We start from the raw sequence: 19,153 nt of genomic DNA, 5'->3' as shown, positions 1-19,153 counted from the left end.
CATCAGTGCACAGCTTTTCGGGCAGTGCATAACCGTCATAGCATCGGTTATCTGTGCAGTTACAGAGACCGCACCGGCAAAAGCACAACCTATGAGCGGCTTTTTGTTTTTGACAGAGTTTGAGATGAATTTTTTCTCCGCAACCCTTATTTCTGAAAGCCTGAATTTATCCGCAGGAATTTTCTCATTTCTCATCAGAACGGTATTTTCAAGCTCTTCATCACTCAGCGGCAGTGCAGGATACAAAAAACCGGTTTCTGAGTCCAGATATTCCATATGCTCTGCAAGTTTGCAAAACATTCCGGCCTCATCTGAATCAGGATACCTTTCAATTAAAGTGCATCCGCCTTTTTCCGCATCCGCAAAGATTTCACTTCTGGGCACACTTACAATAACCGGAAGCTGTACCGCTTTTGAAAATTTTGCCACACGCTCGTCCTCTTCCAAAAGTCCGCGTGCATTGTAAATTATTCCGGCAACCCTGTTCTTTGTTTCAGTAAACTGCCTGATTCCTCTGAGAATATTATTGGCCGCATAAATTGCCATAAATTCACCGGATGTTACAATGTATATCGCATCGGCATATTCGCGTCTTATAGGAACGCTGAATCCACCGCAGACAACATCCCCGAGAACATCGTAGAGCGTGATATCAAAAAGCGATGATTTTATTCCGAGTTCGTCAAGAAGTTCAAATGTACTGATGATTCCTCTGCCTGCACAGCCAACTCCCGGCTCAGGCCCTCCTGCCTCAACACAGGCGACGTTTCCATAACCCTTATAGATTATATCTTCAGGATGCCTGTCAGCAGGGAGGACATCCCTGATATAATCCAGAACAGTTACCGGTATTTTCCCTCCAAGAAGAAGCCTTGTTGAATCGTGTTTGGGATCACATCCAATCTGAAGAACGCTATAACCTTTCTTTGCGAATGCGGCAGATACATTTGCAGAGATTGTGGATTTCCCGATACCTCCCTTGCCATAGACAGCGATTTTAATTGGAACCATCCCCTGCAGGATATAAATGTGAGATACTTTCAACGAGTTTGCATATGCTCTCGCACCTGTTCTCACCGCCCGAATGAGTCAGAAGCCATGCAGGTTTATCACCGTTCTTTTCAAGAGTCAGGGCAATATCAGATTCATCACCGTCTGCCGGAGTAAACCCAATCCGCTCAAGTGCACACAATGTCCAGATGCGTTCGACAGATTCTGATCCTGTAAAGGTAAAAGTGCCTTTTTTCTGAACAGGAATTGTAAATTCTCCCCTTATAGAATCAAAACTGACTCCTTCAATCTCAAAAGCAGAGCCGAAAATTCCGGATAATATCAGATCTTCGGGAACACCTGAGATCATTTTGCCGTTTCTGTCAATTATCCAGAGTTGATCAGCACAGCGGATTGCAAGATTCAGATCATGGGTTGAGAGAAGAATTGATTTTCCTGTTTTTTGCGCCACATTTCTTAGAATACGCATTGTTTCAATCTTATGCGGGAGATCCAGAAAGGCTGTCGGCTCATCAAGAACCATCATCTCAGGCTCCTGTGCAAGTGCACGGGCAATCATTACCTTCTGCCGTTCGCCATCACTCATTTCATGCATAAAGCGGCGGGTGAGATTCCCTGCACCAACCGAATTTAAAGCAGATGTCACAATCAGGTTGTCTGACTCTGAAAGCCTCCCTGCCCAGTTAGTATAGGGAAAGCGTCCAAGGGCCACAATATCATAAGCAGTGAGATAGCCTGCCGAAACAGGATTTGTAAGTACAACACTCAGTGTTTTTGCCTTCTCATCCGAACTGTGCTCTTCTATTCTTTTATTGCACAGCCAGACTTCCCCATCTATTGCCGGCTGAATTCCGGTAATAGTTCTTATAAGTGTGGATTTGCCAGAACCGTTAGGACCGATAAGGCATACAAGCTCTCCGCGTTTTAAGGTGAGATTCAGATTTTTTGAAACCTCTTTTGCAGCGGATTTCTGGCTATTGTATCCTATTGTCAGGTTTTTGCATACAAGAATGGGGCCTTGTTTCATGTTGTAACCCCTCTTCCGAATTTGGTTCCCCTGACAATCACCCATATAACAACCGGTGCTCCGAAAAGGGCGGTTATTGCATTGAGAGGCAGTACTATGTCTGTTCCGGGAAGATGTGAGATTATGTCAGTGCAAAGTGAGATGATTCCACCCACAATTATACACGCAGGAACAAGAATACGGTGATCTGCCGTTACAAAAAGCGCCCTGCATAAATGCGGAACAGCTATTCCCAAAAATCCGATAGGCCCGCAGAACGCTGTAACAACTCCTGCCATAAGTGCGGTGTTTGTGATGATGATTGTCCTTGTCCGCCTGTAATTCATTCCCAGACTCTCTGCATACTGCTCACCAAGCAAAAGAGCATTGAGAGATTTAACAGAACAGATTGACAGAATAAATCCAAAAAGCAGAAGGCAGGTCATAATTGGTATCTGACCCCAGGTGACACCTGAAAAACTGCCGAATGTCCATGCGGTATAGGAGTGCATGCTTGATTCGTCTGAAAACTGCAGCAGAATTGTTACAAGTGCACTGCTTATGTAGGAGACCATAATTCCAAGAATAAGAATTGTAATGTTGCTCTGGATTTTTGATGATATTGTAAGAATAAGAGCAAGGACTGCAAATGATCCTATTATTGCGGCAACAGAAATACTAAGGTCGCCAATAAAGCCAAATGTGGCAAAAATAGCTCCCGCCCCCATAGCACCTGCGGAGAGCATCACAAGGGCAACGCCAAGGCTTGCTCCCGAGCTTATACCTAAGATATAAGGATCAGCAAGCGGATTTCTGAAAAATGTCTGCATCAAAAGACCTGCCAGTGCAAGGGCACCGCCGGCAAAAACGGCAGTAATTGCTTTTGGAAGCCTCCAGTCCCAGAAAATATTAAGCCATGTCTCTTTTACCTCTCCTCCAGTAAGCATTTTAAAAAAGGCTTCTATCGGAATGTTTACTGATCCTGCCAGAAGGTCAAGTATGAAGAGGATAATAAGTACTCCCAGAATAACCGGTATCAGAACAGCAATTCTCTTCATACTGTCGCCGTTATCACTGCCTGATATATTCATACCAGATCTCCCGCCATATCTGTCCCAATCTTATTGTAATAATAAAATTCGTGTTCGGGAAGCAGTTCAGGATGCAGTATTTTTACCAGATCAGCAAGTATCACATCAGGTTTTAAGAGACCGGACTGCCAGTAATCATTGCCCCCTAATTCGTTTACCCTTGCATTGTAATGATAAACATTTCCTGATTTAAAGGCCTCAAACTTTGAGTAGCGTGGGTCAAGTGCAAGTAACTCATTGGCATCATTACCATATCCTGTATTTATCCAGAATTCAGTATTCGATGCCATATCATATACCGATTCAAAATCAAGCGCAATACTTCCGCTCTCAGCACCGTCAGTCAGGATATAGTCCCCGCCGGCATCCCTGAAGAGATTTGCAACATAACTCTCTCCTCCGGCTGCATACCATGTGCCCTGATAATCAATTCCTTCAAATATTGTAGGTTTGTCGGCAGTTTTTGCAGCAATATCTTTTATTTCTGTGTAATTGGCTTCTATACGTTCAAACGATTCCTTTGCGGTTTTTTCCTGATTATAAAATAATGCAAAAAACTTTATCCATTCTGCTCTTCCCAGAGGGTCATCTTCCATCCAGTCGGCTACTATCACAGGCTTTAATCCTGCTTCAACCAGCTTGTCACGATTGTCATACTCTTCTGTGTTGCTGGCTGAACAGAAGACAAGATCAGGTTCAAGTTCTATCATCTGTTCGATTTTAAGCTGACTTTCCATTGAAAGTGCTCCGCTTCCAATCTCAAGGATTTTGCCTTCATCAGAAAGCCTGTGATACTCCTCACCATAAACAAGGCCTATTCCGTTATGTCCTTTAACCGAGGAGAGTTCATCCAGCTCTTTTATATGTGGAAGCTGAGTTGTTGAAAGAGTAATTACAGATTCAACAGGAATAGAAACGACTTTTGCATCCTGATATCCTGCCGGGATATCCTGTCCTCTCTGGACAAGCAGGTATATCTGATCTTTTGCTGTCCTTCCCCAGGGATCTTTTATTGTAACAACTTTGTAGGTATTGTGATATTCCACGCAATAGCAGTCAGCATATTCCGGATATGCCTTGTCTGTGAAAAGATCTTCAGCATCCGGGTTTTCTTCAGGGATTGATACATAAGAATGACTTTCTTCTTTATTATCAGCAAAAGCAGCAATTCCTGCTGTAAAAATGGCTACAAGTATCAACACAGCCAAAACAATGTATATTGATTTTATTTTGTATTTCTGAAACATAACACTCACTTCCGCTGTATTCCCATTCCTTTATGAGACCGGCACTGAAACAAAACTGCAATGATTTTAGCCATAAACTAAATCCTCAAAAACCGTTTTTTATGCACCAGGAACTAATTCTTATCCAGTTTTCAATAATAGTCATCTTTTCATCAATGAGATACTCAAAATCAGGATGATTTTTTACAGCTATCATTTCAGGAAGTGTTTTCATAACAGAGTAAGCCGCAGTTTTTCCTGAATTTTCAGGTATAAGACCCCAGTTTATCTCATCAATAATGTGCAGAAGTGAAGTTGTCATTGCAACCACAGACGGATTTTTTGAAAATTCGCGGAGATTTTCTATGAAAACAGATTTTTTGTTCTCTCCTTCGACTGAAGAGGCAATCTCCCAGTATTTGTCCTCGTTTATTCCAAATCTGTTAAGTCTGACAAGCATATCTCTCTGTGTCATGGGGTTTAAACAGGTTTGCTTATCAAGCGCTTCTGTAGTTGCATCAATTATACAGAGGGCTACAAGTTCACCAAGTTTCGAGTGCTTTCCTGCCCAGGTCAGAACATTTGGACTGTCCATATTTGAGATAATCGAGATTTGGTCCGTACCCGAACCCGTTGCAATTCCATTCGAATACCTGCTTGGCGCCATAAGCTGCTGGATTGCAACGGTCTTTGCCTCAGTTGCGGTCATTATAACTCTTGCAAGAGCATGTGCGGGCAGATATGAGCTTAGAATTAAAAAAGTATTGATTGTTCCGCCGACATAAACATTACTTCCATTCTCTTCGTGCCAGTTTGCCGGGTCGCCTGCACGTCCTCCGTTTACTTCAATTCCTGCGGTAACTATCGCTGTAACCTCAAGATCCCTGAAAGTCCTTGTACTTATGGCAGCGTTCTTCATCTTTGCCGCTGTCATCATTGCAGCTGTCTTTTCAGGATTCAGGCCCAGCCTTTTTGACTGGATTTTAATGTATTCTTCAACACAGCCGCCTTCAAGGTCATGACCGCAGTGCCCCCTTGTCGGATTAGGCTCATGATTAAAAATTGCTTCGAGATTTTCCTGATAGCCGCCGTTTATGTATGATGTTGTAATTGAATTTCTGTTAGGAGGAAGTTTTACGACAACCGAATTTTTCGATCTGTAAATTTTTTCCCCACCGGATGTTTCAAAGATTAGTTCAAGGTCTTTTTTTGAATCTGTAGTATAACTTGTCAATTTAGCAGAACACCTCTTGTTGTGATAACAGTATTGATATTTCTAATTAAAAATAATTTGTCTTTAGTAAACTTTATTTTTCTAAAAGACAGGCGTAAGTGAAAACAGAATGTCAAATCTTTTTAGAGAATTTGTCAATATTGGTTTAATTTTAAAAAGAAATGTGATTGAATATTTATTTTCAGGGTTACTTTAAAAATCCGTGTGACCCTGCGGCATCCTTTAGTCTTCCGGCAAAAATATTTACAATTTCATCGTATTCACCAAGGGCTTTTTCATCAACCGATACAGCATATCCTTTGGACTCCAGGGCCTTTTTCCATGAATCAGGATTGGTTTCTCCTGCTATCTCAAGAGATGCATGAATTCCTGAGACTAATGCGAATGGTGCAAGTCTCACCTTTTTAGCACTCATATGCCCCAGACGTCTGACTACCTTGTCAACTCCGGGATAGCCCCCGACTCCTCCGATAACAACCTTTCCTGACTGACATACATCATCCATGACCATCTGCATCTGGCAGAGTGATGTATCAGCACCGCCTTCAGATGTAGGTGCAACAAGTATGAGTACCTCATCATCAGAAAGTGACTTTCCATAAATTCCGTTGACAGCCTCTGCAACCTCGAAATAATCTTCAGTCCTCATTAGAAGAGGCCTTGCAACCAAAATCCCGTCAAATCCTACAGCACCATGAGCACCTGCCAGATCATTTAATGAGGAAATTATTCTGTATAATTCATGATAGCCCATTCCCGGTGTGAGATATATAGGAAGAACAACTACCTGGGAATGGCCCTTGTCAAGAAGCCTTGTCATAGCTGCAAGAGGACTTAGTACTTCTTCGCCACCCTCCTTTAGGACCAGCCTTACTGCTTCATAGTTAAACGCAAAATCTACTTCAGCCTTTGGATAAGCCTGTTTTGCAAGCTCCATACACTTCACTACAACCTCGCGTCCCTCTTTTCTGGTTGTACCCATTGCCACCACAAGCACTGCACCGTGGCTTTCCAGTTTATTACCATGACCTTTCATAATTCAAACCTCATAAGTTAATTTTAAATACACTCTTTCAATGTACTTTTGTATCTTATAAATATATCCATAAAATTTTTTATTTACATTCTGTCAATATAAATCCAGATTTACAATAATTTATCTAAATCACAGAATTATAGCATAATTTTATTGATTGATTAATATCATAAAAAATGAGAACTTATAATATAACTTAAATAGTTTTCTGCAGTTGCAGGAACTGAATTTTTATCCAAAAAAATTCCTTTCGCCGTATATCATATATTTTCATTTTTTTTCAGCCCGTTCTTTCTGTACACACTTATCTGCCGGGAAAACATGCTTTCAATCTCTGCTGCTGTTTTTGCCTGCAGTTCATGAGTTATAAAACCTGGAGAAACAAATTCAACAATATCCCTGCATTTTTCGGATGAGAATGGTCGGTGCTCATCAACTTTTTTAAGGTGGCCCATAATATGAGTGAATTTCTCATCGAAACTTATTTCAGAATAACATCCGGGCTCCGTAGCAGTTTTCTGATAATCTCCGGATGTACTAAGCTGAAGATGAATACCGTCCGTATTTTTTATTATATCCGAATCGAGCTTTTCCAGGCATTCAATAACTTTATCTATTGATTTTTCCTCATCATTGCATTCTTTTGTTGCATTCATGAGATGGCCCGTATCAAGAAGAAATTTCCATCTTTTAAATTCAAGCAGATCCATAAACTCAAGAATATTATCGGAATTTAAGAATGTAAGTCCCGGATACCATAAATTTTCAATATATATGGGAAAAGGAGGTTCCCCTTCCGGAAAATATGAGGCAGCCTCATTCAGAAATACGGCAGTTGCAGAAAGGATCTCCCGGTCTGAATATAACTGCTCCGTTGAAAAGGCCGAGTCAACTTCTGTATATGTTGCATGAAAAACCCCATAGGCAGGATTTAATAACGAGGCATTTGTGAGGCATTCACAAAAATTTGAAACAATTTGATCACGGCTTCTTCCGCCGTAAAAATATTTTACCGATTCATCTGCAATCTCTTCAGGAACCATAAATTTTTCATCATCCCATACCCTCACCCACCCCATAAAGGACGGGAGATGGACGGCCTTTACAATATCCCGGGGAATTGTATCAGGCACAGGATCAAAATTCACCAGAAGTTCAAGACCATTAAGATCAAGGAAATCTATAAGATTTCTGACATTATCCCAGCTGTTGTCAAATTTACAAAGATCGAATTCATATATGGAAAAATTCATCAGTTCTTTTGGATTCATCATAATACCCGGGTATAAACAGCCTCTTTCACCAGATTTCTAAGCTTTGCTTTATTAAGAGAATCTATACAAAAATATGTTGCTCCAAGTTCAAATGCAAGTTTTTTTGCAAAGCCGATTCTTGGAAATCCTTCTTCTGTATCAACAACTACAAACTGTACATCTTCCTCTGATGCTTTTTTTGCCGTTTCTTTGAGCTCCTCATAAGGATTTTTACCGGACTCTGAAATATTTATCCTGCCGTCAGTAAGAATAATTACTGACCGGGATCCACCCATTTTTGAGTACCGCCCCTGCGTCAGAAGCTTTGTTGCTTCAATAATACCTCTTGAAAGAGGCGTTCTCCCGCCGGTTGGCATCTCTTTTAGCATTTTGTATGCAAGATCACAGCTCTTTGTCGGAGGCAGAAGAAGAGTCGCCTCTTTTTTCCTGAAAACCATAAGGCCAACCATATCCCTTTTCTGATAGGCATCATTAAGAAGTGATAAAATTGCCCCTTTGACAGAAACCATTCTCTTTCCGGCACCCATTGAACCACTTGCATCCACCAGAAACAGAAGTGTGTTGCCGGTTTTCTTTTCCCGTACCTTCTCACGCAGATCACTTTTTTTAACATTTATTGCAAGTCCCTCCTTTGTCCTGAATCTCTGAAAAGGTGCGGCCGCCCTTATGGAAGGGCAGATTGCAATATCATTCTTCTTTTTATTGAGATTTTTATAGGAGATATACCTCCCCCTGCTATCATAACTGATAACACTGCTTCTGTTCCCGCTTTTATCCCTATTTGACTTTTTGACCGACTTTTCATCCAGGTAATCTATAACCTCAAATACTGAGCCTACAGAAAATATCTGCTCAGAGGAAGGCAGATTCTGACTTGAATTATTATCATCCGGCTCCCCATTTTTTTCATCTTCGCTTTGAATGTCAGTATTTATACCGGGATTTCCCGTCGGCTTTTTATCAGGGCTATTGTCCGGATTTTCCGCTTTGCTGTGATCTTCATCGTCGTCCCGCTCCTCATTTTGGTCTTTGGATCGGTTTTCAGGACTCTCATTTTGAGGCGGCGGCGGATTTCTCCTTCTGTGCTGAAGAGTGATAAGCGCTGCCTCTTTGATATCCTCAAAGACAACATCATCCCTCCCATCCATTGCTGCCAGAGTCTTTGAAACCTTTGCAAGTGCGATATCCCCTCTTTGTCCGGAAACATTCATCTCAAGGCACAATTCCGACATTATCTCCAAAAGTGCCTCGGGAATCAGCACATAAGGAAGCCTTTCCTTTGCATTTTCAATATTGACCCTTATTTTTGCAATATCTGATTGAAATTTCAGAGTGAATTTATCCGGGTCTTTTTCAAATTCAAGGCAGTTTCTGATTAACTCTGCTCTGTCCGCCTCATCTTTGATAACATCAGTATCAATACAAAGATCAAATCTGTCAAGCATTTGTGGTGAAAGTTCGCCTTCCTCAGGATCCATTGTCGCAGCAAATATGTAATGCGTCGTTATATTTTTAGAAAAACCCTCTCTTTCAATAATAACGCTGCCGGTTTCGGATGTATTCAGTATCCCGTGAACTATTTTTTCATCAAGCAGGTTTATGTCATCCGCAACAATCATCTGACAGTTATTTTCAACAAGAATCCCTGCGGATATTCCAATATCTCCCCGCGTCACTGCTTTTTCAATATCAATAGAACCAAAAAGCCGGTCTTCGGTTGTATTCAGAGGAACTATTCCGACTTTTTTATCTTCAAGAATAGTTTTCGCAGATCTTAAAAGAACAGACTTGGCCGAACCTCTTGTGCCTGTAACAAGCAGCCCATTGATATCCTCATTTATAATAACGCACAGAAGCGCTTTTTTGGCAATACTGTTCCCTATTATTGCAGGGAAAGGATACGGCTTGTAATCAGTCAATTTTTATAACTCTCCAAGATTAAAGACTCAACCCTGTCAAATTCAAGCATGGCATCTTCAAAAGGAAGTTTTCTCATCCTGTGCGGCAGCGCAAGCCCGGCTGCCTTTATCAGATCATCCCCGTTCACACTATTTCTTTCATCAAGTGCTGCAAATGCACATGCAGTTTTAACAAGAGTGAGATCCGATCTGTGGCCGTCCACATTCAGAAGAAGAGATATTTGAACAGCCGTGTTTAGCAGAAGATCATCGGGTTCAATATCTCCTATAATTTTTTTGGCTGTTTTTATTTTTTCTCTTAAATCCTGCTGAAGAGGTTCATATTTATCACAGAAATCATGCGGATTTTTCTCAAACTCCAAACGTCTTTTTACAATCTCCGTCCGGCTTTCTGTCCTTCTCTCACCTTCAACATTAACAGAAAGGCCAAATCTGTCTAAAAGCTGAGGACGGAGATCTCCTTCCTCCGGATTCATTGTTCCGACAAGCATGAATCGGGATGGATGCGAGTAGGAAATGCCCTCCCTTTCAACAAAATTTGTGCCCATTGCCGCTGCATCAAGCAGAAGATCCACAATATGATCATCAAGGAGATTGACTTCGTCAACATAGAGAATATTCCCGTTGGCTGCTGCAAGAACACCGGGCTCAAACTTCTTTTCGCCTTTGGTAATTGCCTGTTCGATGTCAAGCGTGCCTGCAACACGATCTTCTGTTGCACTAAGCGGAAGTTCAACAACACGCATTTTTACATTTTCATATTCGGGAGTCTTTCCGGATTCTGATAATGCCCTGCATGACGGGCAGAGATATCTCTTCTGTCCGGCACCACAGTGAAAAACACAGTTTTTGATTGTTTTTCTGTCAGGCAGAAGATCCGCAACAGCCCTTACAGCCGTTGATTTTGCCGTTCCTTTTTCACCTTTGATTAAAACTCCGCCAATTGACGGATTTACCACATTTGCAAGAAGTGCATCCTTCATATCTTCCTGTCCGACTATTGCAGAGAAAGGATAAACCGGGTTTTCATCACTCATAGGAACACCCTGTAATTCCTTATTTTTGTATTCGGATCTGCATTATTCTCTAAAATTTTAACTATATTTTCATTCAAATTAATATTCACCTCATTAATTGTCAAAAAAATGACAAAGTTCTAATTTAATAAATATAAATGGTTCTTAAACAAATTTATTTTTGTTGATTTTAAATATTGAATTTGTTTATTGAAATAATCTTTCAGGGATTTATATCAGGAATAATAATTCCCTATTTTTGGAATACCCGGATAATATTCGGATATTCCTGTTAAAATCAGAAAAAAACAGTTTCGAAAAAAAAAATTAAATCCTAAATTCTAATTCACAAGCTCTTTAATTGACGCTACCAAAAGGTCAATTTCATGTTCAGTGTTGTACATGCCGATGCTTGCACGAACCGTTCCTTCTTTTAGTCCAAGATATTCCATTAACGGCTGACAGCAGTGATATCCGGAACGCACCATTATATCCGCGTTTTCGTCAAGCTCCTGGGCGATTTCATGCGGACGGAATCCTTCAACATTAAACGATACCACCCCAATTCGGTTTTCTGGATTTTCGTTAACATAGACAGAAACACCCGGTATTTTCTTCAGTCCCCCAATAAGCCTTTTTGTCAAAGTCTCTTCATGTTCCCGGACAGCATTCATTCCAATCTTTGAGAGGTAGTCAGCCGCAACCCCGAGAGCGATTCCGCCTGATATATTAGGAGTTCCGGCCTCATACTTTTTGTAATCACTCTCTGTTGTAAAACCCTTACCGGTGACGGACTCAACCATTCCTCCGCCGAGGAATATCGGCTCAATAGATGCCTCTTTCATCCAGAGAACACCTGTGCCCGTCGGCCCGAGCATCTTATGACCTGAAAAAACAAAAAAGTCGCAGCCGATATCGGATACATTAACAGGCATATGCGGAACAGCCTGTGCACCGTCAACAAGGAGCATGACGCCGTTTTCATGACAGATCTCTGCAATCTCTTTTACAGGAGTTACAACACCGAGCACATTTGATGCATACGTTATCGCAACAAGCTTTGTCTGCGGACAGATAACCTCTTTTAGCTCGGAAAGGTCAGGAGAATACGATGAATCAAGTCCAATCACATCAGTTTCAACACCCTGTTTAGAGAGAGCCCTCCACGGCAGCAGATTTGAATGATGTTCAAGGACTGTTGTAACAATCCGATCCCCGGGCTTCCATGACATTCCCATTGCCACCATATTTATGGCCTCGGTTGTATTCTTCGTAAAGACAGTAACGCCTGCTTCACCGCCGATGAACTTTGCCACTTTCTCATGGGCATGCCAGTATTTCTGAGATGAGATCTGTGTCAGCCGGTGTACTCCGCGGCCGATATTCGCACGGTAATTGTGCTCAAAATCCACAAGGGCATTTACAACAGGTTCGGGCGAAAAACCGGTCGCTGCATTGTCCAGATAGACGATATCGCCGAGAATGGGAAAGTCCTTTCGTATCGCTGATATGTTATATCCAAAATCAGTTGCTTTATCAGCGGCCGGCTCTGTTCTCACCTCTTTTACAACAGGTGCTTTTTTGGTTCTTTTTATCTCCGGCCCTGCCTTTAAGGTGTAGTCATAATTGACCAGTACTCCTTTTTCCTTGCAGATTTCCCTCATTTTAGGAGGCAGACCCTTCCATCTCCAGAGTCCCCAGTTCAGATACTCATCAGGCAGACCTTTCTTCTCAGCCCACATGTCAATGAAATTATCCCAGCGTTCTGCATATTCAGGGTGCAGCCGGCGGAGAACTTCATACTCGCTCTCAAGCATTGCAGGACAGAGATAGCATCCGATTCGCTCAAGACCTAAGTCATATAACGGGTTTATCTCCTCTTTCTGCCACCACAGATAGAGATATACCTCAAGAGCCCTCCAGCTGCGGATAGGGGATATATTAAGCTGGAGAGGATTTGCCGGATTCTGACTGATCTCTTCAAGACTTGCACGATTCCATGATTCATACCAGCGGTTGCCCTGCACAGTTACACAGGAGCCGACACCGGAGAGGTATGCCTTCAAGGGATGTAATTTTAAGAGCTTGCAGCACCAGCGGTTGTCTTTTGCCGGAGGGCCTGCCCTTTCAACAGCCTGCCAGAAATCTCCACCCTTCTGTACAATCTCCACATCTTTTGAGCGGATAAAGTCAATTGTCTCAGGAAATTCAAGTCCGGTATCAATAAAAAATGCTTTTGTTATTCCGGCTTTTTTTGCCAGAAGCAGTATTGCGTTGCTGTCCTTACCGCCTGAGAAGGATACATTTGCAACAGGGCGGTCATTCATATGCTTTTTTATCTCCCTGACTGCGGTGTGTTCAATTTTTTTGAGATAATTCCTGTTCTTCTGAATGACCACGTCCCAGTCCGGATTTGGCACATTCCGGGGAATTACCTCAACAAGTTCTTTTATCTTTATTTTATTGTCTTCTTTTACAATTCCCGTGCCAAATTTACTTTTATATTTTATAATGTATGTTCCGGGCGAAAACGGAGATAAAAGCTCCAGTCTTTTCCCTCCAATTCTTCCCTTCGCTTTGGCAGAGTCAGTATGTGTATAGATATCGATTATGCCCTTTGTCACCTGACCAAGGATAAACGGGAGTGCTTCAACAGCAATATCAAACCTGTATTTTCGCTCAATCGGATCAAATACAAGCCAGCCCAGCCTCTCCCCGTTCATGATAACAAGATCAGTACGGTCAGCACCTCCGGTTTTATTCAGGAGAAGTACTTTAGATAACCGAACCGGCCCGAACTGCTCTTCTATAAGGTTTTTAATGAGTGCCGCATCCGCTGAGAGGGCAGGCCTGAGTTCATAGGGAATGAGCAGATTAATCTTTTTTAACTCACTGCCGCATGTACAGGTTTTTCCTATCATGGGGACATTGCACTTCTGGCACCAGTATAGAATTTTTTTGAAGGGAGGCTCGTTTATCACATTAATAAAAGGGGTTTTTGCGGGTATAAGAGTAACGCTGACACTATTTTTCGCGAAAAGTTATCTCCCGCCATAAGTCGTTTAAATTAAAAATAAAGCTTTTATTCAGGAGATTATTAAAAAAATACTTTATTCCTATTTTATCCTGTGATCACCGGTGTACACAATCATATCCTGCGAATTCACAGAGCCTATGAGAGTCATATCCATTTCAAGTGCAATATCAAAGGCAAGCGAGGTTGCATCCCCTCCTGAAACAATAACAGGAATCTGAGTATAAAGGCATTTTCTTATCATTTCAGATGAGATTCTCCCGCTCACTGCCGCAAAGCATCCGGTCAGGGGAATTTCTTTAAGAACTGCTGACCCGATGGCCTTGTCAAGTGCATTATCACGCCCGATATCACCGGCGACTGCGACAGTATCTGTAGAGTTAAAAAGCCCGGCAAAATGAATTTCTCCGGTTTTATCATCCTCAACACGGGATTTAATAACAGATACCGCATCCCGTATCCTCTTTGCTGTGAATATCCCTCCGTCATGTGCAGAAGGAAGAGTTGAATAGTCAATTAAAGTTGCAGTACCGCCACAGCCTGAGAGAACGGTTTTCTTTGAGAACAATATTTTTCTGGGATTTAAGGTGATTATACTCACTTTGTTCCCTTCAACATGTATGGATTCAATCTCATCCGGACTTTTGATCACGCTTTCGGTTAAGAGAAAGCCGGTTGCATACTCCTTTAGCATCCCGGGGCTTGCTATTGCTGTTACCGCCTGCCTTCCGTTGACAAAGATGGAAACCGCAACTTCGACAACCATCTCATGTTCATATTCCTCTTTTGAGGCATCTGATTTATCGGAATTAATTTTTATGCACCGGCGTTTTGTATACATTTTTTATCTCTGGTTTTTTTTTATTTTACAAAATAATTGTTTTTTTTAAGATTAAGAATTGTATCAACATTATTGTTCAAAAATCTAATACCTGTCTATAATTATAGGTTTTTTTAGGTTTTTTATGCAATATATATTGTGTCAATATTATTCCTCAGTGAGAGTGTTTCAGTTTACGGCATTAATCATCTCCAAAAATCCTTTTTTTATCAATATAAAATAAAAAAAATCGGTTTACACATGAAATACCAAGTTCAATTTACTTTCAAGATTGAATTTATTTATTCAATCAAACAGTAATTCAATAGAACTCAAATGAAATAAAAATACCCAAAATTAAGCAAATTTTGACTTAATTAATGAATAAGCCGTCAAAATTGCACCAAAATAATTGACTAAATTAGAAATACTTACATTTTAAGGAAGGGTTACACAAAATTATATTCAAAAATATCATAATTTTTTTTGTTCTTTTTAATTCATATAACAAACACACCATTTTTTTCACCCCCAAAATTTATTCAAATTTTGCACAAATTATATATAATATTAAAGATACACATATGAATATTCTAATACAAATAAAATACATCAAATTTTGATTTGAATTAGATTGAAAAAAACCAAATAAGGCAGTTGATAATAATGATTAAAAATAATTGGATTGAAGAGATATCAGTACAGATTCCAGAAATACAGGATATTGTCGATAAATGTAAACCAGAGTTTCAACAAGCATGTTTTGAAATATTGCTCAAGACAGCAGTAAACAAAGTGAATGGTGGATCAACAAAACCATCAGTGAATAAAGATACTCCAGAACCAAACAGTGATAATTGTGATACAGACAATGTTCGATTCTCTTGTTTTCTTGAGAAACATGATTTAACTACAGATCATATTTCTGCAGTGATAGATATAGAATCAGGACATATTTTAACTAGAAAATCGTCAGGAGCTGCAAACAGCCATCGAATTATTGCGAGTTTACTTGCCGTTAAAAATCTTGCAAGTACAGGAGATTTTAGTATCACAAAAAAAGAAGTTATTCAGAAATGCAAAGAGTACGGAATAAGAACAGAAAATATAAATCGTGATTTGAAAAGTATGAACAAAAAATACATTGTTTTCCAAGAGACCCCCACGGGTTGGAAAGTTAATACAAGAGGAGAAGAAGATATTGCTAAAATTATAATCGGATTGTCATCATGACAACTAATGATGAAATAACAAAAATATTAACAAATCTTTCAATTCCTAATGATATTGCAATTGATCTTGTAACTTTTTTCTTAAATATTCAAAAGGAATTAAGTATAAATGAGCTTGAAAAATCCTCAGTAGGAAAATTTGTAGAAACAATAGTGCAAATACTACAAGTTCTAGATCCAACAAGACAGGAATGGGATAAATCAGTTAAAAATGTTGACTTTGCTCTGAAAACAACATATGAAAATCAAAATATTAGCAATATCCCACCAGATTCACGTTTAGCCATATGTAGAATTTCAAGATCAATTTATACCCTACGCAATAAACGAAGTATCATCCATAAAAACGGGATTGATCCAACAATCTTTGATCTAGAGATGATCTATCATGGCACTCAATGGATAATGACCGAATTAGTAAGGTTATCTACAAATTCTTCCATGAATGAAGCAAGAGTTATAATCGAAAATATCCAAAGGCAAATTGTCCCATCAATTGAAACAATAATGGGAAGACCATTAGTTCTAAATTCAGAGTTGAAAACAAAAGATGAGATTTTGATTATACTATATAATAGCTATAATAGTAACCGCCCCCTGCACCAAAAAGATATTGTCATTGCATTGGACAGAAGATCGCCAAGTGGGGTCTCCAAAGCATTAAAACAATTATGGGCAGAGAGAGCAGTAGAAGGGGATAACAAAACAGGTTATTTGTTGACTTTATTGGGATTGCAAAAATCTAAAGAATTTATCGATAAAATTAGTTAAATAAGTATTTAGCTAATAAATTGAATTATTATTTATTTGCATAAGCAAACCATACATGCCCTTTTCTTTTAACCATACAAAACCATCTAAAAAAGGCAATAAAACAAAAATATAAAATTTGGAAACCAGATTAACAACCTTTTTTAAAAGATCCCCCCAACTCAAATCTCCCTTGCAATAGAGCAGAAGTACATCCTGCCCGAAAACATAACAAATGTTCTGGAAACATCAACGTCAAACACTTTCCCGTGTTTTTTTGCATGTATTGATATTGTCCTCTCTTTTTTGCCATGATATGCCTCTGCCCACATATTTCTCCATTCATCCTTTGATATTGAGGGATTTATATCAAATGCCGTTCTGGCTTTCATCTCCCCAGGTGAATACCCTAAAAGCTCATCTGCAGTCCGGTTGGCTTTGTAAACCGCTCCCGTCTCATCGAAGAGTATTATTGAATCAGAAGCATGATCAAAAGCAAACTGTGTGAATAAAAGTTCCTTCTCAAGCTCTTCCTTCTCTGAAATCACACCTAAAAGCCTCTTGTTCACGTCCTGAAGTTCCTTTGTCCTCTCCTGAATAAGCCTCTCTAAATTGTCATAATACTGTCTTAACTGCCCCTCACTCTTTTTAAGATCAGTTGTATTACTCCCGATTGCATGGTAACCTGCAATATCCTTATTGTCCTTAAATATCGCCCTGAATGTCCAGTGTTCAAAACCTATACCTCCGTCTTTATGGATTGATTTTACATCCAGAGTCCCGGAAGGATTTTCTGGATTTAAAGAGGACAATATGTCCTGCACCCTCTCCTTCTCATCAGACTGAAACATCGCGATAAATCTCAGGCCACAAAGCCTCTCAAAGTTTCTGCCAAGGTACCTGCAATAGGCGTCATTTACAAACACAATTATATTTTCTGCATCAGTATGCACGATAAACTCCGTCTGGTCGCTTGTTACCGCCTCATACTGCCTCCGGCATATATTCAGCTTCTCTGAATTTTCAGTAAATTCCGTATCGTCATATATTACCAGTGCACAGCCTTCCTTGCCTGCGTCAAATATTACCGGAATAAAATGCAGGCGGAGATTATACTTTTTTCCAAGAATGTATGTCTCCCTCTCCGTTACAGAGCTTATCCCCTGAATGGCTTTATGAATGAAATCCTCGATAATACTCTCCTTAAAAAGCTGATACGGAAGATTTTGTATCTTTTCGCCGTACATGAAATCAAGAGGGCATTTAAACAAACTCAGAGCCGGTTTGTTCACCATCGATATCTCTTTTCTTGAATCAAGAATAATTACCGGACCGGGTGTGAACCTGATAAGAGCAGAGAGAGGCATACGCTGCACAAGAAAGTAGTTCTTCGCAGTGCCGCTCTGTTTTCTGTCGATATCCCCTTTCAGCCTTAGCATATCAAGATATTTTGCACAGGTATTTCTGTGCATATGCAGTGCATTAGAAATCTCTGTTATGTTCATACCCCTCGGATAATTTTTCAAAAGCTCTTTTATTTTAATTGTTTCGAGGAATTCACCCTGCATATTATCGCCACCTCATTTTTATCAGATATTTATTATGCACTGCATACATGTTGTGCATAAATTAGATTTATAAGTATTGGATACAGAAATTTGATTGTCTGCACTGCATTGACATCTCTTCTGCATAAATAAATGCCAGTTAGAAGAGAGCAACCGGTTAATTCTACATGATTAATCATTAAGGAGAAAACAATGAGTGAAAATTACGATGTAAAACTGGATACAAAATCTTACCTACCGGAATACTCATACCGCGAAAACTCCCTGATAGGAGAATATGATCCGGCCTACAAGAGATTTCTGGATGATCCCGAAAGATTCTGGAATGAGATAGCAAATGAACTTGAATGGATAGAGCCCTGGGAAAATGTTCTCGAATGGAACCACCCGTATGCAAAATGGTTCACCGGTGCAAAGCTCAACATTACCAGTAACTGCCTTGACAGACACGTTAACGGCGATAAGAGAAACAAAGTCGCCCTTATCTGGAGAGCAGAGAACGATCTCCAGGAGCGTGTGCTTACATACCGCCAGCTTCATGCTCAGGTTATGCGTTTTGCAAATGCCTTAAAAGACCTCGGTGTTAAAAAAGGCGACACAGTCTGCCTTTACATGCCGTTTGTTCCGGAACATGTAGTGGCAATCCTCGGATGTGCGAGAATCGGTGCTGTACATACAATAGTCTACGGCGGATTCGGTGCAGATGCATTAAACAGCCGCATACGTGATTCAAAGGCAAAAATAGTCATAACAGCAGATGTGAGCTACAGGCGTGGAAAAGCTATAATGCTTAAATCAATCGTTGATGAGGCAGTCACAAATGCACCAAGCGTTGAAAAAGTCATTGTTCTCAGGCGTTCAGATCTCAACATTGAACTCATACAGGAAAAAGAAGTCGATTTCTATGAAATAATGGAAAAAGCTGACGCAGTCTGT

General features: G+C 40.2%; 15 protein-coding genes. 3 read left to right on the top strand and 12 right to left on the bottom strand.

Features of this window, described 5'->3' with window-relative positions:
• From ACTB1O_RS06285 to fdhD, 11 genes are all read right to left on the bottom strand, one after another.
• A partial coding sequence (locus tag ACTB1O_RS06285) for a nucleotide-binding protein (RefSeq protein WP_462994287.1) occupies positions 1 to 1,011 on the bottom strand: 1,011 nt, incomplete at its 3' end.
• A complete protein-coding gene (locus tag ACTB1O_RS06280; protein ID WP_462994286.1) occupies positions 998 to 2,038 on the bottom strand; it encodes an ABC transporter ATP-binding protein in 1,041 nt (346 codons plus the stop codon). The genes ACTB1O_RS06285 and ACTB1O_RS06280, both read right to left, overlap by 14 nt.
• Positions 2,035 to 3,108 carry an iron chelate uptake ABC transporter family permease subunit gene (locus tag ACTB1O_RS06275; RefSeq protein WP_462994285.1) on the bottom strand — a complete coding sequence of 358 codons (1,074 nt, stop codon included), beginning with the start codon at positions 3,106 to 3,108 and terminating at the stop codon, positions 2,035 to 2,037. The genes ACTB1O_RS06280 and ACTB1O_RS06275 overlap by 4 nt, the downstream gene beginning before the upstream one ends.
• A complete protein-coding gene (locus ACTB1O_RS06270) occupies positions 3,105 to 4,355 on the bottom strand; it encodes an ABC transporter substrate-binding protein (protein WP_462994284.1) in 1,251 nt (416 codons plus the stop codon). Before ACTB1O_RS06270 ends, ACTB1O_RS06275 begins: the two co-directional genes overlap by 4 nt.
• Positions 4,356 to 4,440: 85 nt before the next feature.
• Positions 4,441 to 5,568 (bottom strand): adenosylcobinamide amidohydrolase, encoded by a 1,128-nt coding sequence (locus ACTB1O_RS06265; protein WP_462994283.1) that lies wholly within the window; start codon positions 5,566 to 5,568, stop codon positions 4,441 to 4,443.
• Between the two features lie 187 nt (positions 5,569 to 5,755).
• Positions 5,756 to 6,604, bottom strand: a complete 849-nt coding sequence (locus ACTB1O_RS06260; protein ID WP_462994282.1) for a sirohydrochlorin cobaltochelatase — start codon at positions 6,602 to 6,604, stop codon at positions 5,756 to 5,758.
• A gap of 260 nt (positions 6,605 to 6,864) precedes the next feature.
• Positions 6,865 to 7,878, bottom strand: coding sequence for a hypothetical protein (locus ACTB1O_RS06255; RefSeq protein WP_462994281.1), 1,014 nt, complete (start codon positions 7,876 to 7,878; stop codon positions 6,865 to 6,867).
• Positions 7,875 to 9,797, bottom strand: a complete 1,923-nt coding sequence (locus ACTB1O_RS06250) for a VWA domain-containing protein (protein WP_462994280.1) — start codon at positions 9,795 to 9,797, stop codon at positions 7,875 to 7,877. Before ACTB1O_RS06250 ends, ACTB1O_RS06255 begins: the two co-directional genes overlap by 4 nt.
• Positions 9,794 to 10,834: an ATP-binding protein gene (locus tag ACTB1O_RS06245; protein WP_462994279.1), complete on the bottom strand. Its 1,041-nt coding sequence runs from the start codon at positions 10,832 to 10,834 to the stop codon at positions 9,794 to 9,796. The genes ACTB1O_RS06250 and ACTB1O_RS06245 overlap by 4 nt, the downstream gene beginning before the upstream one ends.
• Before the next feature lie 320 nt (positions 10,835 to 11,154).
• Positions 11,155 to 13,734, bottom strand: coding sequence for an aminotransferase class V-fold PLP-dependent enzyme (locus tag ACTB1O_RS06240; RefSeq protein ID WP_462994278.1), 2,580 nt, complete (start codon positions 13,732 to 13,734; stop codon positions 11,155 to 11,157).
• A gap of 195 nt (positions 13,735 to 13,929) precedes the next feature.
• Positions 13,930 to 14,688: a formate dehydrogenase accessory sulfurtransferase FdhD gene (gene fdhD / locus ACTB1O_RS06235; protein WP_462994277.1), complete on the bottom strand. Its 759-nt coding sequence runs from the start codon at positions 14,686 to 14,688 to the stop codon at positions 13,930 to 13,932.
• A 645-nt stretch (positions 14,689 to 15,333) separates the two neighbouring features.
• Between fdhD and ACTB1O_RS06230 the strand changes: the two genes are divergently transcribed.
• Positions 15,334 to 15,900 (top strand): hypothetical protein, encoded by a 567-nt coding sequence (locus tag ACTB1O_RS06230; RefSeq protein ID WP_462994276.1) that lies wholly within the window; start codon positions 15,334 to 15,336, stop codon positions 15,898 to 15,900.
• A complete protein-coding gene (locus tag ACTB1O_RS06225; protein ID WP_462994275.1) occupies positions 15,897 to 16,670 on the top strand; it encodes a hypothetical protein in 774 nt (257 codons plus the stop codon). Before ACTB1O_RS06230 ends, ACTB1O_RS06225 begins: the two co-directional genes overlap by 4 nt.
• A gap of 161 nt (positions 16,671 to 16,831) precedes the next feature.
• On the opposite strand, the gene ACTB1O_RS06220 is transcribed toward ACTB1O_RS06225, so the two are convergent.
• Entirely contained in the window at positions 16,832 to 18,217 is a 1,386-nt protein-coding gene (locus ACTB1O_RS06220) for a PAS domain-containing protein (RefSeq protein ID WP_462994274.1), read from the bottom strand.
• Positions 18,218 to 18,409: 192 nt separating this feature from the next.
• Here ACTB1O_RS06220 and ACTB1O_RS06215 point away from each other — a divergent pair.
• Positions 18,410 to 19,153, top strand: a 744-nt coding sequence (locus tag ACTB1O_RS06215) for an AMP-binding protein (RefSeq protein ID WP_462994273.1), incomplete at its 3' end; no start/stop codon positions are given.

It is taken from the genome of Methanomicrobium sp. (assembly GCF_055145805.1).
Note: the sequence above shows the minus strand (reverse complement) of the source record. Positions and strands in the feature narration are given on the sequence as shown.